This is a genomic window from Microcoleus sp. Pol10D4, assembly GCF_036701555.1.
Classification (GTDB): Bacteria; Cyanobacteriota; Cyanobacteriia; order Cyanobacteriales; family Microcoleaceae; genus Microcoleus.
Window position 1 is genome coordinate 21,330 of sequence record NZ_JAUBRA010000034.1, and the last position, 20,099, is coordinate 41,428.

The 20,099-nt window shown below is 45.5% G+C and carries 19 protein-coding genes; 8 read left to right on the forward strand and 11 right to left on the reverse strand.

Annotation, left to right across the window (positions count from 1 at the left end):
• Window positions 1-354: 354 nt before the first annotated feature.
• A complete protein-coding gene (locus tag QUA36_RS17540; protein ID WP_333458549.1) occupies window positions 355-516 on the reverse strand; it encodes a hypothetical protein in 162 nt (53 codons plus the stop codon).
• A 259-nt stretch (window positions 517-775) separates the two neighbouring features.
• Window positions 776-946, reverse strand: coding sequence for a hypothetical protein (locus QUA36_RS17545; protein WP_333458550.1), 171 nt, complete (start codon window positions 944-946; stop codon window positions 776-778).
• A gap of 259 nt (window positions 947-1,205) precedes the next feature.
• Here QUA36_RS17545 and QUA36_RS17550 point away from each other — a divergent pair, with 259 nt between their 5' ends.
• The 4 genes from QUA36_RS17550 to cobT all read left to right on the forward strand — a co-directional run bounded on the left by QUA36_RS17550 (window position 1,206) and on the right by cobT (window position 5,128).
• Window positions 1,206-1,919, forward strand: a complete 714-nt coding sequence (locus QUA36_RS17550) for a Crp/Fnr family transcriptional regulator (protein ID WP_333161054.1) — start codon at window positions 1,206-1,208, stop codon at window positions 1,917-1,919.
• An 89-nt stretch (window positions 1,920-2,008) separates the two neighbouring features.
• Window positions 2,009-2,497 (forward strand): universal stress protein, encoded by a 489-nt coding sequence (locus QUA36_RS17555; protein WP_333161052.1) that lies wholly within the window; start codon window positions 2,009-2,011, stop codon window positions 2,495-2,497.
• Window positions 2,498-2,938: 441 nt separating this feature from the next.
• Window positions 2,939-3,694, forward strand: a complete 756-nt coding sequence (locus QUA36_RS17560) for a DUF2232 domain-containing protein (RefSeq protein ID WP_333458551.1) — start codon at window positions 2,939-2,941, stop codon at window positions 3,692-3,694.
• Between the two features lie 327 nt (window positions 3,695-4,021).
• Window positions 4,022-5,128: a nicotinate mononucleotide-dependent phosphoribosyltransferase CobT gene (gene cobT, locus QUA36_RS17565; RefSeq protein WP_333458552.1), complete on the forward strand. Its 1,107-nt coding sequence runs from the start codon at window positions 4,022-4,024 to the stop codon at window positions 5,126-5,128.
• Between the two features lie 387 nt (window positions 5,129-5,515).
• Here cobT and QUA36_RS17570 read toward each other — a convergent pair whose 3' ends face one another.
• From QUA36_RS17570 to QUA36_RS17580, 3 genes are all read right to left on the reverse strand, one after another.
• Window positions 5,516-6,073 carry a hypothetical protein gene (locus QUA36_RS17570; RefSeq protein ID WP_333455276.1) on the reverse strand — a complete coding sequence of 186 codons (558 nt, stop codon included), beginning with the start codon at window positions 6,071-6,073 and terminating at the stop codon, window positions 5,516-5,518.
• Between the two features lie 336 nt (window positions 6,074-6,409).
• The gene (locus QUA36_RS17575) at window positions 6,410-7,705 is read right to left on the reverse strand and encodes a transposase (protein ID WP_333161044.1); all 1,296 of its coding nucleotides are present in this window, start codon (window positions 7,703-7,705) and stop codon (window positions 6,410-6,412) included.
• Between the two features lie 162 nt (window positions 7,706-7,867).
• Complete coding sequence (locus QUA36_RS17580) at window positions 7,868-8,026, reverse strand: hypothetical protein (protein ID WP_333161042.1); 159 nt, start codon at window positions 8,024-8,026, stop codon at window positions 7,868-7,870.
• A gap of 39 nt (window positions 8,027-8,065) precedes the next feature.
• On the opposite strand from QUA36_RS17580, the gene QUA36_RS17585 reads away from it, so the two are divergent.
• Both QUA36_RS17585 and QUA36_RS17590 read left to right on the forward strand, forming a co-directional pair.
• On the forward strand, window positions 8,066-8,185 hold the full coding sequence (locus QUA36_RS17585; protein ID WP_333161040.1) for a hypothetical protein: 120 nt from the start codon (window positions 8,066-8,068) through the stop codon (window positions 8,183-8,185).
• A complete protein-coding gene (locus tag QUA36_RS17590; RefSeq protein WP_333458553.1) occupies window positions 8,182-9,294 on the forward strand; it encodes an extracellular solute-binding protein in 1,113 nt (370 codons plus the stop codon). Before QUA36_RS17585 ends, QUA36_RS17590 begins: the two co-directional genes overlap by 4 nt.
• 171 nt (window positions 9,295-9,465) lie before the next feature.
• Here QUA36_RS17590 and QUA36_RS17595 read toward each other — a convergent pair whose 3' ends face one another.
• The 5 genes from QUA36_RS17595 to QUA36_RS17615 all read right to left on the reverse strand — a co-directional run bounded on the left by QUA36_RS17595 (window position 9,466) and on the right by QUA36_RS17615 (window position 16,868).
• Window positions 9,466-10,302, reverse strand: coding sequence for a DUF1963 domain-containing protein (locus QUA36_RS17595; RefSeq protein ID WP_333458554.1), 837 nt, complete (start codon window positions 10,300-10,302; stop codon window positions 9,466-9,468).
• A gap of 104 nt (window positions 10,303-10,406) precedes the next feature.
• Window positions 10,407-10,937, reverse strand: coding sequence for a hypothetical protein (locus QUA36_RS17600; RefSeq protein ID WP_333458555.1), 531 nt, complete (start codon window positions 10,935-10,937; stop codon window positions 10,407-10,409).
• A 397-nt stretch (window positions 10,938-11,334) separates the two neighbouring features.
• On the reverse strand, window positions 11,335-14,568 hold the full coding sequence (locus QUA36_RS17605) for a PAS domain-containing protein (protein ID WP_333458556.1): 3,234 nt from the start codon (window positions 14,566-14,568) through the stop codon (window positions 11,335-11,337).
• 657 nt (window positions 14,569-15,225) lie between these two features.
• Window positions 15,226-16,356 (reverse strand): aldo/keto reductase, encoded by a 1,131-nt coding sequence (locus QUA36_RS17610; RefSeq protein ID WP_333456542.1) that lies wholly within the window; start codon window positions 16,354-16,356, stop codon window positions 15,226-15,228.
• 5 nt (window positions 16,357-16,361) lie between these two features.
• Window positions 16,362-16,868 (reverse strand): bifunctional nuclease family protein, encoded by a 507-nt coding sequence (locus QUA36_RS17615; RefSeq protein WP_333161029.1) that lies wholly within the window; start codon window positions 16,866-16,868, stop codon window positions 16,362-16,364.
• 241 nt (window positions 16,869-17,109) lie between these two features.
• On the opposite strand from QUA36_RS17615, the gene ribE reads away from it, so the two are divergent.
• Window positions 17,110-17,823 carry a riboflavin synthase gene (gene ribE, locus QUA36_RS17620; protein WP_333458557.1) on the forward strand — a complete coding sequence of 238 codons (714 nt, stop codon included), beginning with the start codon at window positions 17,110-17,112 and terminating at the stop codon, window positions 17,821-17,823.
• A gap of 85 nt (window positions 17,824-17,908) precedes the next feature.
• On the forward strand, window positions 17,909-18,901 hold the full coding sequence (locus tag QUA36_RS17625; protein WP_333458558.1) for a GYF domain-containing protein: 993 nt from the start codon (window positions 17,909-17,911) through the stop codon (window positions 18,899-18,901).
• Between the two features lie 304 nt (window positions 18,902-19,205).
• On the opposite strand, the gene QUA36_RS17630 is transcribed toward QUA36_RS17625, so the two are convergent.
• Window positions 19,206-20,096, reverse strand: coding sequence for a glycosyltransferase (locus QUA36_RS17630; RefSeq protein ID WP_333458559.1), 891 nt, complete (start codon window positions 20,094-20,096; stop codon window positions 19,206-19,208).
• Window positions 20,097-20,099: the final 3 nt, after the last annotated feature.

Consider the following 20,099-nt stretch of genomic DNA (forward strand, 5'->3'; position numbering starts at 1 on the left):
GGCTTGGGAGAAACTTTACCGAAAAAAGACTCAAGTCAGGCGACAGCGATGCCAATAGATAGAATAATCTGAATGGGAGTCCGTCAATCGATTTTAGATTTGAGATTTTAGATTTTAGAATTGAAGCATTGACCCGACGGATAAATTTGGGGGTTCCTTTATCGGATACAGGTTTTTTATTTCTGGACGGATGAATCCGGGGGGTTGTATCCTGGATGCTTGATTGTCAATTACTCACTAATATTTTATGGCAACTGTTAATTAACGTTTTGTCTTCGGATAACTTCTATTGCCTTTGATAGGTTAGCCGGTACTTCCGCACCAAATGCCCGCTTCTATCAATTGCAAGTGCTTTCAAATTCTGCGGCTCAGGGGCGAGTTTCCCTGCCCGGAGGCTGATTCCTGCTCGTAAGAGCTGCGCTCCCGAAGAACTTTTGCCTTCACCCGCTTAAACGGCTGACCGCACACTGTCATCGCGAGTTTCGTTAGCATGGCGGCGCGCCACTGTCTCTTCATCTTTCACCGACTTGGAAAAAACCTCAAACAATTTTCGATTTGGGATACCGAGATGCGGGATTGTCCCTGTGTACTGGGTTTGAGTAACCTTTAATTATAGCCTTTTATATGTATTCATGGCTAGATACTAATGGTACAATAATCTTGGGGTAGCAGAAAAGTTTGCTGGGAAGTGGGTGGGTTTCGATCGCCAAGAGCGCCAGTCTTTAGGCTCGCAATGGCTGTGGATTTTGCCGATTTTGCTGACATTGGCCAGGTTTTAGGCAGTTGCTCGGATTTGGGATCTGTCTACCGTGCTTCCAGGCTTGTGATCGTGGATTCGGCCTTCTCGACAGCAGGGCCGACTGACAACAAATCTCTCAGCAGTGTTAAGCTTATCTTCGCGAAGTGCTTTCAAAGGTAATTCGATCGGCTCAGTCGTTTGCCACATTGCTAAAATTTTGTTAATAAAATTTTCTCAGTGGTATATATCTAAAAAATTATGGTATATTCTTTAGTTTCTAGCTCCCAATCAGAGCTTGAGGCTATTAATTCCCATATTGAGCCTTTGACCGCAAAACTTTAGAGGTAAAATTGCCGATTTTAGATCCTTGTTTCTCAAATCTTGAATCTCAAATCGAATGACTCGGCTGCAAGCTATTTCTAACTGCCCAGCGCAGCTCAAGCGCATAAATTAAAATGATGGCCTCATGGAAGACCGCTTTAACACCCGAGATCCGCAGTCCAATATAAATCAATTGATAGTTTCTACTCCTTTTTTTGCAGGCTTGCCCGATCCTGTAATTGAGAGAGCAACTCTCCACATCGTTACCCGCAGTCATCCGGCAAATCAAGTGATTTTACTCGAAAATGACTGGGGAACATCAGTGTATTTTATATTGGATGGTTGGGTGAAAATTCGCACCTACAACCTAGACGGAAAAGAAGTAACACTGAATATTTTAGGGAAAGGAGAATTGTTCGGGGAAATGGCCGCGATCGAAGAAGCACCGCGATCGACAGATGTGATCACCCTAGCCCCGACACTGATCGGCAATATGCCATCTCAGGATTTTGTGCAGCTCATTCATACCGAGCCGCTAGCAGGCATTCGGCTAGCTCAACTGATGGCCAGACGCCTGCGACAAGTCAACCGCCGCCTGCGTTTGCGAGAGTCCGACAGTACCTCGCGAGTAGCAGATATTCTCTTGTTTTTGGCCGAGGGGCAAGGCAAAAAAATCCTGGAAACAGGAGGTACAGAAATACCGAACCTGCCACACAGAGAATTAAGCAGCCTCAGCGGGCTGGCTCGCGAAACAGTAACGCGAGTGCTGAGCAAGCTGGAAAAAAAAGGAACTATTCAGCGCGAACGTGACGTTTTGTGCATTCCTGACCTGCACGCCTTAGAGCGTCTGTTAGTCTAGAAGTATCAGAGATTGCTAATTTGAATTAGATTCAAAAGCACTCTCTGTTAACTAATTGATATGAATGATTTCCCGCAGGAGGTAAAGCTGTGAGTTTTAAGAAAATTTTCGCCGCCTTAGATGATTCTGAACTGGGCCACCGCGTCTTCACTCAAGCTTTAGAATTAGCTCTGAGCGATCGCGCCCAGGTGATGCTATTTAACTGCGTTACTGTCAACACGCTGGGCGAGACGGCAGTGCCAATTCCGGTAGATTTGGGCATGAATGTCGAGCTAATGAATCAAGCTTATCAAGCTCAACGTTTGCGACTGGAAAACGAGGAAAAACAAGCTTCGGGTTTGCTGAAAAATTACTGCGACGCCGCAGCAAACAAAGGATTGCAGGTGGAATATGACTGCAAAATGGACGGCGATCCGGGGCATTGTATCTGTGAAGCCGCCGAAAACTGGGGCGCAGATTTAATAGTGTTGGGGAGGCGTGGCCGCACGGGGCTCGCAGAAGCTTTCCTCGGCAGCGTCAGCAATTATGTCGTTCACCACGCACCTTGTTCGGTTTTTGTAATTCAGGAAGCCAATTGATTTTAGATTTTAGATTTTAGATTTTAGAATTGAAGCATTGACCCCACGGATAAATTCGGGGGCTCCTTGATCGGATACAGGTTTTTTATTTCTGGGTCCTGAGTCTGCTTTCGGAATGAATCCGGGGGCTTGTATCCTCGATGCTTTCGGTCAAAATCGAAAAATGATGCTGCTGAAAATTTTTGCGGAGAAAATCCATCTAAAATAAGACTTGCGTTCCTACCTAAACCCGGTTTCTGCGAGCAATATTAAATTTGGCGGCGAGGCATCCAAATAGTGAAACCAGGAATCAGCCGTATCGGGCGCAAGTCCCGTAAAATCTAAAATCTAAAATCGGAAAATCGGAAAATCGGAAAATCGGAAAATCGGGAATCAGCCGCATCGGGCGCAAGTCTCGTAAAATCTAAAATCTAAAATCTAAAATCTAAAATCTAAAATCGGATGAGTGATTTTTTGTCAGCAGATGCTGCGTCTAATTCTGGTAGTTCACCCAGTACAAATAACGAGCCGCAAACCGCCGATATTTCAGCAATGGCTGGCGATCGCACAAATCCAGATCCGGGGAAGCGGCCCTCTGGGGAAGAACCTTTAAGGCTGGTAGAAACGGCTTTTTTGGCAAGTACCGCTAGCTTAATTTGGCTGGTAAATTATTACTTTCCGCTGGGGCCTTTGCTGCGGGTTTTTTTCCCGATACCCATCGCCCTGGTTTACTTGCGCTGGGGCAACCGAGCCGCTTGGATGGCAGCTTTGGTATCGGGTTTGCTGCTGTCGGTACTGATGGGCCCGACGCGGAGCATTTTATATGTGATGCCTTTTGGAGTTATGGGAGTTGCACTGGGAGGACTTTGGAGGCGCAAAGCGAGTTGGTCACTCTCTATTAGTGTGGGTGCAGTAATTGGTACTGTAGGCTTCTTTTTTCGGTTTTGGCTGCTGTCAGCGTTGGTGGGTCAAGATCTTTGGGTTTACGTAACCGCCCAGGTAACAGAGATGGTGGAATGGGTATTTGTGAAGCTGGGCTGGCTTAATGTACCGAGTTTGAACACAATTGGGGCGATCGCCGCCGGGATGATTTTGGTTAACAATATTGTCTATTTATTTGTAGTGCATTTAGTAGCTTTGCTGCTATTAGATCGTTTGGGAAATCCAATTCCGCGACCACCAAGCTGGGTGCAAGTTTTGATCGATTATGAAGAGTAGTTATTGGGCATGGGGCATGGGGCATGGGGCATGGGGCATGGGGCATTGCTAATTGCTACTAAATAAGTCATGACTAATAAGTAATGACTAATGACTAATGACTAATATATCTCTCCTGAAAAGCAAGTCTTGAACAGGCAGGATGCCTGTTCCACAATAATTATTGGAGAGGTGTAATAACTAATGACTAACGACTAATGACTAATGACTAATGACTAATGACTACTGACTCATGACTACTGACTAATGACTAATGACTAATGACTAACGACTAATGACTAATGACTACTGACTAATGACTACTGACTAATGACTAATGACTAATTTATGATTGGTATTTATACAGAAATCGAACAGGGGCAGCGGTGGCTCGATCGCTATCGGGGACGAAAACCGATATTTGCCTGCGTGTTAGGATTTACCGCTACAGGCTTAATTCCGGGGATTTCAGCAGCAGGAGCAACCCCGCACGATCGACAATTTACTTGTTTAGCCGATGCAGAATTTTTGTATAACGGCCCTCAACCTTCGCCCCAATATCCTTTGCCACCCCTAGAAGCGGGTGCATCACCGGTACTCATATCTCACGCTGTAGTCGAAGCTTTGGAACTTCCGCTTTATCTATTTAATGCTGGTTTGCCCCTCCCACCTCCGGTACCTGCAATTGATTTGGGTGGCACTCCAGCAAAGTGTCTGATTTCTGGGAATGCTTTAGAACTCGAAACAGTCAAACATTTGCTCGAACAAGGATTAATTTGGGGAGCTAAATTGGCTGCTGAAGCTAATGGCAGCTATTTAATTTTAGGGGAGTGCGTAGTTGGGGGAACGACTACTGCTTTGGGCGTGTTAATGGGTTTGGGTATTGCAGCCGCGGGCAAAGTTAATAGTTCTCATCCTCGCTGCAATCACGCTCAAAAATTGGCTGCGGTGACAGCGGGACTCAATAATGCTGAGTGGAAAATTGGCGGACAAAACAGCACTCCCCTAGAATTGGTAGCGGCGGTGGGCGATCCGATGCAAATAGCGGTGGCTGCAATGGCGATCGCCGCGAGTCGGACTTGCGGGGTGCTTCTAGCCGGGGGAACGCAAATGCTGGCAGTATACGCTTTGATGCAAGCCTTAGCCCATGAATATGCTCTGCTATGGAGTCCCAAACAAGTTGCGGTGGGGACTACGCGCTGGGTAGCCGAAGACCCTACAGGAGACACTGTAGGACTTGCTAATGATATCGGCGATGTGCCTCTGTTGGCCGCGCAGCTAAGTTTTGCTGGATCTCGCTACGGGCAACTGCAAGCTTACGATCGCGGCTATGTTAAGGAAGGTGTCGGTGCGGGAGCGTGTGCGATCGCCAGTGGTCTGACTGCAAATTGGACTCCAACTCAACTCCTTCAAGCTGTTGAAGCTTTAGCCTCGCGGTGTGAAATTCAACATTAGAGAGTCCTGGAGGCAAAAAACCAGGTTTTTACTGAAAATATTGGGGTTTTGCAGCGACGAATACACTCGCAAACCGGGTTTTTAGTTTTCTGTGCGTCTAGGAATGTTAGGAATTAAACATTAAAAATTCAGATGCGGCGATCGAACTGCGAACATGGTTGTGCTGCTCACCCAGCTTCCTTTTTGCTGAATAATTATATCACTTTTTCGAGCATTTCTGATTTGAGATTGACAGAATTTTCTACACAATATCTGGCTTTGATGCAGTATTCCCCTTGCTAATTGCGGGAGCTAAAAAACTCTATGCAATAAATCTATAAGTAGACGAGCATAAATCAACGCAACTTGTATTTTTTTTTAATTACTACCGATCCCCGCTAGCAATATTTAATTAGGCCCGCCTAGATGTTGCGAGTGCATTCTTTTGGAGAGCAACTGTTCTTCCAAGGCGGCAATTCGATTGTAAGCTGCTGTTAGCTGAGCTGTTAAGCGCTGGATTTGAATCTCGGCGCTCAGCTCTTTTTCCAGGCTTTGAGAATTCTTGTCGAAGTAGCTGTCATCTAACAGTATGTCTTTGTGTTCGAGGAGGCCGTCGAGACTGCTGTAGCTTTGATAGGGCGATGTTTGGTCATTTCCTACCGTTCCAGAGCGATCATTTCTCTGTTGCTGGGTCAGCTTCGTCTCTTTGGCAGACTCCAAGAGCTTTTCATTGAGGTTTTCTATGAGTTTGTAGAGGGCCTCGACTTGTTGGCTCAATACTGTAACTTGCTGGCGGAGCGCTTCCATACAATCATCCTTTGGCTCGTAACTTATATCTTTACATTTTAGGTAAATCTTTACATAAGTTGGATTTATCACTAAATTATTTAATTTTTGACGTAATTGTTGTGTTCCCAATCCTGACGGTAGATTTAGGGAGCCAGCTTGAAGATAATCGCTCGCCATTGGTGAGTCGATTGTAGATTTTAGATTTTAGGTTTTACATAGTCTTGGACACAGGAACCGGGTGGGTTAACCCCCATACTTCGTTCAAACCTTCAATCAGAGTTAAAACCTCGGGTTTCTGAGACTCGGATCGCAGAGCGTCCTATTAGATTGACTTCGCTCTCGCCAGTGCTTTCAGGATTCAGATGAGTGGATTTTTAGTTTTTTTAGTTATTAAGCTGTCACCGATTTAAAAAGGATTTTTTACTTCGGTTGTGTAAAAAGCGTCATCCAACGGCAAATGGCAGCGCTCTCGTTGTTTCGTTATAGTGACATCCTCCCACACCAAATCAAAGATTATGGTATGGGCTTCCCAACATCACTGTTGGAAGATTTCCTAGTTCTTCCCTTGCGGGATTTCGCCTCTGACGCCGACTGACTTTCGTCAATCCCCGGCAGACCGACTGCATAGGCATTTTCTATTCCGCAAAGTCCTTGCGTACTAATGAGTTCTAAACCACGCAACCTAATAACTTCGGATGCTGCGTGATCTCTATCGGTTTGATATCCGCACTCACCACATTTATGAACTCGTTCGGAAAGCTCTTTTTTACCCGTATGTGTGTTGCACTTAGGGCAAGTTTGAGACGTTCCATCTGGATTGACGCGACAAAAATAGATTTGATGCTTCTTGGCGACCCACTCCAACAGATTGAGAAATTGACCAAAAGCAGCATCCAAGGTATGTTTTCTCAACATCCCCCTGGACATCGCTTTCAAGTTCAAGTCCTCAACAAAGACCATCCCAATACCTTCCTTGGTACACAGATGGTTAGCCAGTTTAAATTGCCAATCCTTCCGAACTCTAGCAATGTGGTGGTGGAATCTGGCAACCTTGATTCGAGCTTTCTCACGGTTCTTAGAACCCTTTTTCGTTCGGGCATACTTACGTTGCAGCAATTCCAGCTTGCGGTACAAGGATGTCAGGAATCGGGGTCTAGCAATAAACTCTTTATCCGAGGTTGTCAAAAACTTGGACAGTCCCAAATCGATACCCAGCGCATCGACCTGCGGTTGAGCGTCAGGTATCGACATATCAGACTCAATTGTCACTACAACTTCCCACCTATCAGCTTTCCTCAATACCCGTGCTTGCTTAACCACAAACCCCTCTGGGATAGGTCGATGCAAGTTGATAGGTATCTTCCCAAGTTTGGGCAAGCTTATCTGCCATCCCGTAATGGGATTGGTTTTGAATTGAGGAAACAGCATGGACTTGATTTGTCCAAACTTCTTGAAGCGAGGAAAGCCAAACCCCCGCGACTGAAAATAATTCCAAGCGTCATGCAATCTACGAATAGTAGTTTGCAGAACTTGAGAAGGGGCTTCGCCCAACAACGGAAACGTTTTTTTCGCTTTAGGAAGTTCGTTCTGTTGAGGGTAATAGGTAGGGAATGGCTTGTCGGCTGGAATGATGTATTCTCTCTCCAGCGAACAATAGTTTAAACTACATTTACGCGAATTGACCCAATCTTTGATTTCTCGCAAAGCGTAGTTATAAACCTTGCGAGAAATTTCCAACCAATGAAGCATCGTTTCTGCTTGGTTGGCGTCGGGATAAATTCGGTAGCAGTAGTTCATTATCAGAGTCATACAGTCAACTCTAACACAGAACTACGGGTCTATAAATCTATACCTGCTACCGATTTCACGCCTGATTGACCGGATAAAATCGGTGTGGGGGAGCAATAAGTCCCACACCAAATCAAAGATTATGGTGTGGGACTTATTGCTCCCCCAGACCCCCTCGAATAGTTAAAAAATGTAACACAGATGCAGTCGATCGCCCCGGCTGGCGAGCGAAACTGGCTCAAAGGAACTTGCAGCACAGAAATTAGGCGTTAAGTTGAGGGAGTTTTCGGCATCGGAAAGCTCGATCGACAAGGTAGAAGGTAAAATCAGGGCAAGACTCAAACAGACTCTCTTAGCAGCAGAACCGAGTACAATGGCTCTGTGTTTGAAAAAGAAATAAAACAAATCGGCGCCAACTACCGGACTCGACAAACAATTATTTCCGGGGCTGTAGAACACAAAACGATTGGTCAATATTTAGAAAAGCGGATTGACAGGTGAAACGAAGGTCTTTGCTATTGGGGGCCGCCACCCTAACTTTAAGTCAATTGGCGGCAGGGTGCGACTCGAAGCCCATTCTCAAAATTCGATCGCTCAAAAACGGTATTCCGGCCCAACTGGTAAGCAAATTTAGGCGCGATGTACAACCGTCTCCGCTTTTACAGGTAACGCAAGAACCACAATTAAAAGAATTATTCGCCCTGTTGCAGGAGTGGAAACGGGTTCCCGAATCAAAAAATCAAGCTAACTTGGTGATGTTGGGAGATTACTGGCTGAGTTTGGCAATTAGGCAAAAATTGATTCAGCCGATCGATCCTGCTAAGTTTGAGAATTGGTCACAATTGCCCGAAAGATGGCAAAAACTCGTCAGGCGCAACGATGAGGGTAAATTAGATCCTCAAGGTAAAGTGTGGGCTGCACCTTACCGCTGGGGAAGTACGGTAATTGCCTATCGAACCGACAAATTTAAGGCTTTGGGGTGGACTCCGACAGATTGGAAAGACTTGTGGCGAGTCGAATTGCGCGATCGAATTTCTCTGCCGGACAGTCCCAGAGAAGTTATCGGTTTAACATTAAAAAAACTCGGCAAATCTTACAATACGCAGCAATTAGATCAAGTCCCAAATCTCAAAAAAGAACTCGCAAATCTGCACCAGCAAGTTAAAGTTTATAGTTCTGACGCTTACCTGCAACCATTAATTTTAGGCGATACTTGGTTAGCCGTAGGTTCCTCTGGAGACTTGCTGCCGCTGCTGCAAACTCAAAAGGATATTGCTTTAGTAGTTCCGGTTTCGGGAACTGCACTTTGGACAGATTTGTGGGTACAACCAGCATCGTCGCGGAATCCAGTTTCTTTAGTGGAAAAATGGATTGATTTTTGCTTGCAGCCTCGGGTTGCTCCTCAATTATCTTTGCTGGCTAAGGCTAGTTCGCCGATAATTGTCGGCATGAAACCCGATAATTTGCCGGAAGCTATTCGCACTAATCCTGTGTTGTTGCCGAATGCTAAGATTCTTGCTGCTAGCGACTTTCTGCTGCCTTTTGGGGATGCTGGTATTGCCCAATATCGATCGCTCTGGCAAGAAATTCGGCAAGTAGTGAAAAGTTAAAATGTAGGGTGCGTCAGTCACCAACCCACAAGCGCCGAGAAAATCATCAAAACTGACGCACCTTAAACCGTAGGGTTCGTCAGTCACCAGCCTTGTGTGTGTAGCAAAGCAACAAACGGCAGTGAAATAACAAACACAACAGCAGGAGCGGAAAGTGTTAGTATTTTAATTTCAATAACAATCGTAATTATAAATCACCTGAGAAAAATCTAATTTTTCTAAGTCCTTAGCACGAATCAAAAAGTTGCCTACTCCATCATCACCCCAACAAATTTCATCATCACTAATCATGTGTAAGACTACAATTTTATGGTCTTGATATTGCGGGCTATACTCACGAGGGTCTGTTTGCGTAAAGTAGCCGTATACCCCTATTTTATGGTGAATGTCGTATAAATTATCATAATACCAATCATTTAATTTGTCATCATCTGCCTCCATTATATCAAAGAATTGTTTAATTTTTTGTGCTCCCAAAATGTTAGTAATTTGATAGTCTTCTCGGCAAACCCACTCATAGTCAGGACTAAACTGTAAAGCTAAACATTCTTGCGGATTATTCACGTATTTATAGTTTAAAGGTGAAAATCCCTTAACTTCTTGATCCAACAAAAAAGCAAAATCTGTTTGACAATTATTTGTGTCAGTTTCGGGAAAATAGAATATTTTAAAATCTTTTTGGTTCTCCAAATTGTCGAAATCCATGCCATACAAATCTGTGTCACCGATATAAAACTGCAAAATTCCTTTTTTGGGGAAAGGCGCTAAATATGGCACTTGGGCAAAGATTTCCTCAAAATTGAGTTGTGCCAAAAGGTGCATATATTTTCCATCACTATCTTTGGGAAAATCGTAATTTTTCGGCAAGTAAGGCACTCCGCCAAATTTGCTTGACCAGAAATCAGTCGCCTTTCGTTCGTAAGTGATTTTGATAACAGGCTTTTCTGAACTTTCAATTTCTTGGCGAAACGGTTCTAATTCAGCAGGAAGATCAAGGTTTGTTTTCATTTTTTACTACGTATTATAAACTGCATTTGTCAGCTCAAATGCACGGTGCGTCAGTTCTTGATTTATCGATGATCCAGAAAATAACTCGCCTCTGACCCACCCTACTAAAATTCCTTCCGCCCTCCTCGAATACGCGGATTTGAGAGAGATTCTAAATCAATGCGACAGCTAAGCCCATCGTCCTTGCACGAATAAACTGCCAAAGCTGTGCCTTGACGGTTGCAAACTCGCACATTGTAACCGTAGTCCCTGGCGACAGTGCCAAAGTGGTTGACAAACTGATAGCGTTCTATATAATCGAGCAAACTCCAAAGTTGGCGGTTGACTATGAGAATTACCCAAGTATTGCCGGGATCGACAAACCAGCGATCGAGCAATTTGCCGCCAAAGAGTTCTTGAGCTAACCACAGACTCGGCACGCTTTTTTCGGTTTGCGAAAGCGGGGGCGACGGTAAATTAGCAGCGTTGCCAGTCGGGCAGGCTGGTTGCTGGGAAAAGGCCGCAGATTTCTCACCCAGCAAGGCTCCGAGGCACGCAGAAGCCACAATCAGGAACAAAAATAAACTTTTTGTCAAAATGCCGTGTTTGCGGCGGGAAACTTGATTTTTGTGGCGCATTTTGGGGTAATTCATCATATTCATCATATAGCAAAACCATTTGATTTGTAAACAATGGATTCAATCATCACAAACGTTTCAGGTGGTTCTACATTCACGACTCAAATAGACTTGCTATATTATTAGACAAGATTGTATAAATCATTCATTGATACAGAAACCGCAGATGTAAGGCAGATAAACACGGATAAACGCAGATTAATTTTAAATTACTCGTTACTAGGCTCCAGCCTAGTAATGCAGATCCGGAGGCTCTGCCTCCATGTTTCCAACCAAGGCAGAGCCTCTAGATTTATGTTCCCAGGCTGGAGCCTGGGAACCAGTTAATTTTATTATTCTTCAGTTCGCGGAGGCGGACATTGTTTGTATAGTAGCGGTTTCAACCGCCGACTCTTCTCTTATTTCTGCAAAATTATTAAAATTCCGATCGCCTAAACAATGAAGCAGGCAGACAAACAGTAAAAGTAGAACCGCAATCTAACTCGCTAATAACTTCAACATCGCCGCCCATCATCTGACAAAAACGCTGGCTGATAGTCAGTCCCAAACCAGTACCTCCGTACTTGCGAGTAGTTGAATTGTCGGCTTGAGTAAAAGGTTGGAACAGTCGCTCTTGCTGTTCTTGTGTCATGCCGATGCCCGTGTCCGTCACTCGGAAAATTAAAAAATCTGCATCCAAAATTAACATTTGAGCAACTTTCGGTTGATATTTATTTTTTAATTCTTCACTGGTGATTCTTGCGACAGTAAGCACGATCGTCCCATTAGCAGAAAATTTAGCAGCATTGCTGAGCAAATTCAGCATTACCTGCCGCACTTTCATCAAATCGCCGTGCATCGCACCGATATTGTCAGAACTCAATACTTCCAAAGTATTGCCGTTTTTATCCATTAGCGGTTTGATAGTTGTTATCACCTCCTCGATTAAGCCTCCCACATCGAAGCTTTCGAGGTAAATCTCCATCTTGTCAGCTTCAATTTTGGAAATGTCGAGAATGTCGTCAATTAGGCGCAGCAAGTGTTTGCCAGCAGTGCGAATTTTGTCTAAATCCGAGACTACCTCTAAGTTGCCTAACTCTTCGGCATCTTCCGCTAGCATATCGCTGTAGCCGATAATCGCGTTGAGGGGAGTGCGTAACTCGTGGCTCATGTTTGCCAGAAAAGCACTCTTGGCGCGGTTGGCGAGTTCTGCGGCTTCTTTCGCCAACTGCCATGCTTCCTCAGCATCTTTGCGTTCGGTGATATCCCGCAGTGTCGCCACCACCGCTTCGACGCTGCCGTCTGTGGCACAAACCGGACTGAGAATATACTCGTAGTCGCGGGTTCCCCAGCTTGCCGTGGGGACAATTACTTCGCCTTTCACGGGCTCGGCTGTCGCAAATATGCTGTCGCATTCTTGGTGAACCCGCTGCATAATTGTTGGCGACCAGCCTAATTCCTGCCAGGTTTTGCCAATCATTTCTCTGGGGTTCATGCCGGCAGCTTGAGCGGCGGTGCGACTGACATAGGTGTATTTTCCCGATCGATCTACTAGAAAAATTAGGTCAAGAGAAGCGCCGAGAATGCCGTCAACTGTTCTGGCGTGTCGGGCTACCTGAGCCGTCATTTGTCTGACAGTGATGGCGCCCCGGACTCTGGCGGCGAGTTCAAACCGCAAGAGTTCGTTGGCTTGTTTGAGGAATAGGGTGCGCTGTTCGACTTCTATTTCTAGTTCTGCTTTGGCTTTTTCTAGGGTGAGTTCGGCAAGTTTGCGATCGCTCACATCTGTAGAAATTGTACCGACTGCATAAGCTTTACCTTCGGAGTTGCAGAGGGGAAATTTCAGAGAAATATAAGTGTGCGGGCCGTCGTCTTGAGGGATGATTTCTTCGAGGGTTATGGGCGAGGAGGATTCGAGAACTTTCAGGTCATTTTCTCGCAGGGCTGCTGCTTTGTCTTGGGGAAAAATATCGCCGTCGGTTTTCCCTGTTATTTGCTCTTTGGCGATGTCGAACAAATTGTCAAAATGGCGGTTGGTGAGCAGGTATTTTCCGTCAAGGTCTTTGATGTAAATTACTGCTGTTGAGTTGTCTAAAATCGCTTGCAGTAGTGCTTCGCTCTTTCGCAGGGCTTTTTGAGTGTTTTGGCGATCGAGTATTTCTGGCTGTAATTCCAAGCTGAGGCGATTTAAGTCTTGCCAAGCTTCCTGGACTAGATTTAAGGCGATCGCACTTTTTTCTAGTTCTGTATTTACCTGCCGTGACTCGTTTGAGACGGAGTTTTCGGGCAATTCTAGGGGTTGGAAAGCGAGCGGGATGTGGGGATTTGTGATCGGGCGTTGGCGAAGGGATCGAAGAGGATCGCCCGCAATTTTTTTATATCGAAAATCCAGCGCTAATTGACCGTCTAAACTAGATTTTTTTGGGAATAAATCGGGGAATTCGCCGAAATTTAAATGTTCAGAAAGGCGATCGAATTTGCGGGAGCGCTGCTGCGGTTCGGCGGTGGAGTTAGATGTCCAATTACCGTCTGCTATTGATAAATCCGAGGTAGCGGGTTTTGCAATCCGGCGCGTGACTGTAACTACCAAGGCGAGAGGGGCGGCGACAGACAGTGCCAGCAGCAGCCAATTGTTGCCCCACAAAGTTGCGATCGATATTTCGGGGATGCCCCGCACTAAAATTACAGCGGGTTTTCCGGCTAAATTATTCAGAGATTTTGCTGCTACTGTATAAGCCTGATTCCCTATTTTTATTTGCTGAGCAACTGGTTTGCCATCGGCGGCGCGTGCAGACATCAGTAGCGATCTGTCCATCCACAGTAAGTCGGGCAACTGTTGATTTTTCCTAACACTTTGTCCACTTACCAAGACATATTTGCCCTCATTAAGCGGTGCATAAATAGCGTAAAAGCCGACGGCTGAATTGACTATTTCGCTACTGGCAACCATCGGTATTTTGCTTAAATTCCTTCCTAGAAATAAAGCAGCAATAACAGTCTTATTTTTGGCATTTCTTACGGGAATTTCTGAGTAATTAACAAGGACACCTTCGCTCACTCCCGGTTGCAAATTTGGCAATTGTTTCTGATTTTCTGATTGAGCCAGAATTTTGCTGACCGTAATAGGCTCTTCTTTTGCTAATACTTGATAGTCTAGGTTGCGAGGATTAAAACTTTGTCTATCTTTGTTGAGATTAACGCTAACAATTATCTTCCCATCTTTCCCCACTAAAGCTGCACTGTGTATTGCTCCTGTTTTGACTTGATTTTCTAGAATTTGCTTGACAGATTTTTGCAAATCTGATAATCTTCTACGGCTGTTGTAAGCTAAGGCTGTTTGGGCGATCGTTTTGCTGTCAGAGGAGTTTTGCAAACGGTCGGCGGCGCGATCTAGTTGGAGATTGTAGTTAATTTCACTAAGGCTCAATTCGGATTTAGCTTGATTTTGCAGTTGATTGCTTCCAACTGCCGATGTTAGCCACAGTGCTGCAGCCGTTAGTCCGACGGGCAAGATTGTTTGTATTGTCAGCAGTCCGATTAGCTGTTTTCTGGTAACAGATAAGTTGTAGGTACACGGCTTGAAAGCTGCTTGCAATCTTCTTTCGGAAGTCGCAACTTTCGTTTGCTGCAGACAATTTGGCTGGCTGTCGTTTAACTGAGTATGAGCCATAGTAGTTGATGCGGGATCGGTTGTAGATGACAGGCGATCAATTTTAGATTTTAGATTTTAGATTTTAGATTTTAGACTTCGGCGTGAGTGCTCAGTTGAACGATTTTAGATTTTATATCGAGTTCGGTTAATCACTAATCATAAAATTGTTGCCTCTCGCCGCCAACCCAGCAAGAAAATGACTGGGGTATTCTCAAATAAATCGGTTTCTAGCTGTTGAATCAGATGGTGTTATTTAGTTGTTTTTACATATAATAATCGGCTCCTATTTAAAGTTTGTTCGGAGCATCCCAATGAGTGCTTTCACAGGAGTGTTCGCGGTTAGATGTAGGCTTTGCTGTGCAAGATACTCGCTCCTCAAAAACGCTTTTTGCAAAATCGGGATGCTCCTCCATACAGTCGTAAAACGAAGTAGTTGATCGATCGACTGTATCGTAAATTTAGTTAAACAGATATGTTGCACCATTTTCAATAAGGTTTTTATGGGCGGGCTCTCCTGCCCAACCCCTACTCCCCACAAGAAATTAATTCTTTGTGGAACAGGGATCTTGCCTGTTCTGGAGAATGGTGCAAGATGTCAGTTTAAACCAAAGTTTAGCGTAATTATTGCAACACTTAGATAGGCCCGATCGACCTTTTCCCTGCTTCACCTTTTTTTCAATCCCACAACCGCCTGCCTGCTTTACCGCCCAGTCGCTGGTGAGTATCTTTGACCAAGGTTGGGATGTCTAACTCTTCGGGACACCGGGGCAAACATTCGCCGCAATCGGTGCAGCGGTTGCCTTTGCTGCCGGGAAACCAGTGTCCGGCATTTTCAAACATGGCGTAGCGGTATTTGCCAAAGTCAGTCATGTCGCACCCGACGGCGAGATTGCGGAGTCGCAATACTTCGGGAATGTTGATGTTTTCCGGGCAAGGCAAACAGGCATAGCACTGGCTGCATTTGTCGGTTTTCAAAGTGGCTGCAATAACCGATTCTAGCCGATCGAACGCAGCGATTTCGGCGTTGGTGAGAGGAAAGTCGCGATCGCAATATTTCAGGGGTTGCTCTAATTCTGTCGCATTTGCAGGGCCCACACTCAAAGTCCCAATCCTAGTATCGCTAAGTAAAAACCGATAGTTTAACTCTAAGGGGGAGAAAGGCGAGCACAATTGTGCGAGAGTTTCCGGGGGCGTGTAGAGTTGCCCTCCTTTATCGGCTGGGGAAATGATGAAAACGCCCATATCTTTGTGCTTGGCGAGTTCAATTGCCGGGGCGTTGCGCTGAAAAAAATAGTAATAATGCAGATTGACAAATTCAAACAAATCTGTATTGATTGCAGCCAAAATCAGATCCAGAGGCCCGTGAGTCGAAAAGCCGACGTGCCGAATTCGGCCATCAGCCAAGGCTTTGCGTACAGATTCCATGCAGCCTGTGGACGATCGCACCCAAGCCAAATGTTCCCAAGTATTCAAACCGTGAATTGCCAGACAATCGATATAGTCTAAATTCAGGCGTTTGAGGGATGCGTCGATGCAGCGTTCCATGGCTGCTGCATCCTCGGTTGGGGAAATTTTTGTAGTGACGTGGAGGCGCGATCGATCGACAGACAAACCAGCCGACAGGGCCGCACCGAGATATTCCTCGCTGCAACCATAACCCGCCGCCGTTTCCAGGTGATTGATTCCCTGAGACAGGGCCTGTTGTACAGTCTGACAGGCAGTTTCCTCAGAAGCCAAATAGCGCATGGTTCCCAAGGAAAATACGGACAGGTGCAACTCCGTTTTGCCAAACCGTCGATAGCGCATAAATGTTAGGAAGTTTCGCCCGGACTGAAGCCGCTTCTCTTAATCAAATCCTCTGGACGGAGGTTTGAGATAAATTCCCGGAAGGCCCGGCGTTCGGCCTCATCAGCATCTCGATCGACCGGTATCGAAGCATCGGCGACGACTTCTTCCATCACCCAGATGGGGCAGTTCGTTCGCAGGGCTAGGGCTATCGCGTCGCTAGGTCGGGCATCGATCTCTTTTTTAACTTCTCCCTGACGGACGATCAGGACGGCATAGAACGTGTTATCTTGCAGCGAGTGAATAACTATGCGCTCCAAGGTAAGACTCCATGACTCTAAAAAATTGACCATCAGATCGTGAGTTAAGGGCCGAGGAGGCTTGTGGCCTTCGATCGCGCTAATGATAGCCTTTGCTTGCTCCTGACCGATATAAATAGGCAAAGCCCGTCGCTCAGTAGCGTCTCTCAATAGGACAATAGGACTGCGCGTGGCTGCATCTAAGGCAATTCCAGCGACTTTCATTTCAATCATTCGATCGGCCTCATAGAATTAAGAAACTGTAAGGCAGTAGAGAACTTGGACATAAAGATCACCTAAATCCAGTATGACTTGATCTTCGCCGGAATCTGCAACTGATCTGGGACTCTCGATTTTAGATTTTAGATTTTAGATTTTCGATTGACTCCGGGGGAGAGGGGACGGCAAAAGCTGCTGCGTCTGGTTTGTGCCTGTGGTTTCATGTAAATAAGCGATCGACTACGGAAAAATACTTATGTTTACAGGACTAATTCAATCTCTCGGAAAGCTGAAGTCGCTAGGCAACGATTATTTCCAAATTTCCTGCACATCAAACAACTCCTACCAGATTTTACAAGATTTAGCCATTGGGGACAGCGTAGCCGTGGATGGAGTCTGTTTGACGGTAGTAGAAGTTCTGCCGCAAGGTTTTGTCGCCGTCGCTTCCCCAGAAACCCTGCGCCGCACTACTCTGGGATCATTCCCCGATGCTTTGGTGAACCTAGAAACCTCCCTGCGCGCCGGTAGCAAATTGGGGGGACATTTTGTGACTGGGCACGTAGATGCGATCGGCACTTTAGCAACATCAACCCAAACCGCCAACGCTTGGGAGATGCGCTTTACTGCCCCACCAACAGCAAATTCGGGATGGCAACGTCAAATCGCACCTTACATCGTCTCCAAAGGCAGCATCGCCGTCAACGGCATCAGCTTAACCGTGGCAGATTGCGATGCTGACGTTAATTGGTTTGAAGTTGCTGTCATTCCCCACAGTTTTGGTGAGACAAACCTCAGCTATTTGCAACCAGGAAGTTTAGTAAACTTAGAAGCAGATATTCTGGGCAAATATGTCGCCAAATTTCTCCGCAGTGGCTCAAAATCCCATCCCGAACCGTGGGAAGAAACCCCCACAATCAACAGTTTGGGAACAATTACACCCGAATTCTTAGCAGAACACGGATTTATTTAATCTTCGGGTGCGCGCGGCGCACCTTGCTAAGATAAAACTCGGGGGTTGAAAGCTACTACACAAACGAACTCCTAATTGCAAGCTCATGAAAATTCCATCATGGCCCGCGTGGTTTCCTCATCCTATCTCATGTTTGAGGACGATCGCACTAACCGTAACCTATGGCAGTACCTCGAATTTTTTAGCGAAGTTAATGCCGATATCAGGCGGAGGAATTGTTTTTTGGTTACTTGCAAGCTGGGCAGGTTCAGCAGCGTGGATGACCGTTTACCATCACTGTCTCACAGGAATTTCCTTTTGGGCAGCGCCTCGGTATCCTCAATCTTTTCTGGGTCATCAAGAGTTACACCGAAAACTTGCCACTACCAAGCCAGTTAAGGCATGGAACAAACCAAACTGGGACTCTTTGAGAGAAGGAATCAACGCCCTTATTGCTTCTCTGGTTGCAGCAATAATTACTCTAACTTGCCTGGTTTTCCTTTTCTATGCGGCGGCCCCAGAGGGAATTGAAAAAAGCCAAATAGATAACGCCGTAACTTATCAAGTTTTAAATACGGTCACAGCGCTTATTAGTGCTGCCATGACTGGCGCAAAGTTTAATCAACCGATAACCGAGGTATTGTCTCAAGGTTTTGAGCCACTGGTAAATGCTTGGTTTATTGTCTTTTGGCTGTGGGTTGCTTCAGTGCTTCTACTTTATCAATATGATCTTTGGGCGCGTCGGCGACGGGCGGCAAAGCAAGAAAGGCGATCACAGAATTCCACCGCACCTGCTGCAAAGCAAAAAAGGCGATCGTCGGCTGCCACAAACTTACCCGCTCCAAATCCAATAGAACAAGAACTCAATCAACTGAGTGCCGATGCTGGAGCAACTCGGATGCGACCTGTGAGACAAGCAGCCCCCGAAGTTGCTAACTGGTACGTGTTCCGATCAGGTAAAGCCGAGGGGCCGTATACCGCATTGCAACTCTGGGAGATTCAGAAAATTACGGCTCGCACAAAAGTTAGGCGAGGAGAGGGTGACTGGCAACGCGCTGGTGAAGTTTCAGAACTGACCAAATATCTTACACAACAATAGACCTCTTGCACAATAATTTTGTGCTCTTATCGAAACTTTAGCCAATTTTATAATCTAGCAGATCCGGCAAGTTTAAGGAGATGCCAATCAACCCAATAATTCAAAGTTTGACCTAAACTTGAGCAAACTTTTAAGGATAAACATATTTTTTTTGCAAAAGGTCTAAAGAATAAACTTGTAGTTGTAGGGTGCGTAATCCGCGAATTATTTTATCAATAATTGACGGCTCAAAGCAGACGCACCCTAGTAACTCTTACTTCTCTCTCTGCGTCCTCTGCGTTCTCTGCGGTTCAATAATCCAACTCTATTCCTCAACAAAATTGTTTTTCTCCCAAAACAACCCCGCAGCAATTCCCACCTGAGAAACTAAAAACAAAGCAGCAATTAATAGCTTTTGAAAGCCCGGTGCGTGGAAAAATGGATAAGTTAGCAAATTCAAATAAAATGACGGATGTTGTAGTTTCCCATTAGCCCCGCGTTTCGAGATCATTTGCTGAAACAAAAAAGCACCTCTACCATAATTGAATTGCTGTTTCCAAAATTTGCGAAGAGTTAGTGCGTGTGAGTGATAAACTATAACTTCGGGAGCGTAAATTGCGGCATTGCCCGAATGCAACCACCGATCGCAAAATTCCCGGTCTTCTCCAGCCGCTAGAGAAAAAGTCGTGTCAAAGCCGCCGATTTTTTGGAAAGCCTCAGCGGGAAGGGCAAAATTGTTAGAAGTGAAAAATTGCGCGCGATCGCCAATAGCATTATAGTAACTGTAAAGGTAATCGATCAGTTGCTGGCTGGCAATAGAATAAATGTTATCCGGCAGCGCGTTTACAGTTCGACCTCCGATTAAGCAATCTGGTGTTTCCACAAATCGCTTTTCCAGATTTTGCAGCCAATCTACCCCCACAGTACAGTCATCGTCTGTAAACACTAAAAATTTGCCTTCTGCGGCAAAAGATCCAGTATTTCTCGCGGTTGCAGGGCCGGAGTTTGGTTGTGTCAGAAGTGTGATATTTAGCTGATTTTGAAAAGGCAAAATTGTATTTTCTACAGAGATTTCGGTGCTATCGTTGACGACGATAACTTGAAATTTATCGCGCGGATATTCAATTTCCACAAAAGACTGAATACACGCCGCTAATTTATCGGGGCGATTGTAGGTCGGAACAATAATTGAAAATAGAGTTTTAGCTTGGTTCATGGT